We start from the raw sequence: 277 nt of genomic DNA, 5'->3' as shown, positions 1-277 counted from the left end.
CTGCGGCTCGCCGGCCCGCTCCTCGCGCGCCACCACCACCGCCTCGCGCACCCATGCATGTGCGCACAGGTGCGCGGCCACCTCGCCCGGCTCGATGCGAAAGCCCCGGATCTTGACCTGCTCGTCGGTGCGCCCCAGAAACTCCAGAACGCCATCCGGCAGGTACCGCGCCAGGTCCCCCGTGCGATACATCCGCGCGCCCGGCTGCGCACTGAACGGATCGGCCATGAACCGCTGCGCGCTCAGTTCCGGACGCTTCAGGTAGCCACGCGCAACC

Annotated in this window: 1 protein-coding gene; it reads right to left on the bottom strand. The window is 71.1% G+C overall.

Annotated features, from left to right (window positions below; all coding sequences use genetic code 11):
* Positions 1–277 (bottom strand): hypothetical protein (locus AB3X96_RS42810; RefSeq protein ID WP_368594449.1); only part of this gene is annotated, 277 nt, incomplete at both ends.

This window comes from Paraburkholderia sp. BR13439, from assembly GCF_040948805.1.
Taxonomy (GTDB): Bacteria; Pseudomonadota; Gammaproteobacteria; order Burkholderiales; family Burkholderiaceae; genus Paraburkholderia; species Paraburkholderia youngii.
This window is presented reverse-complemented; position numbering and strand designations above follow the sequence as displayed.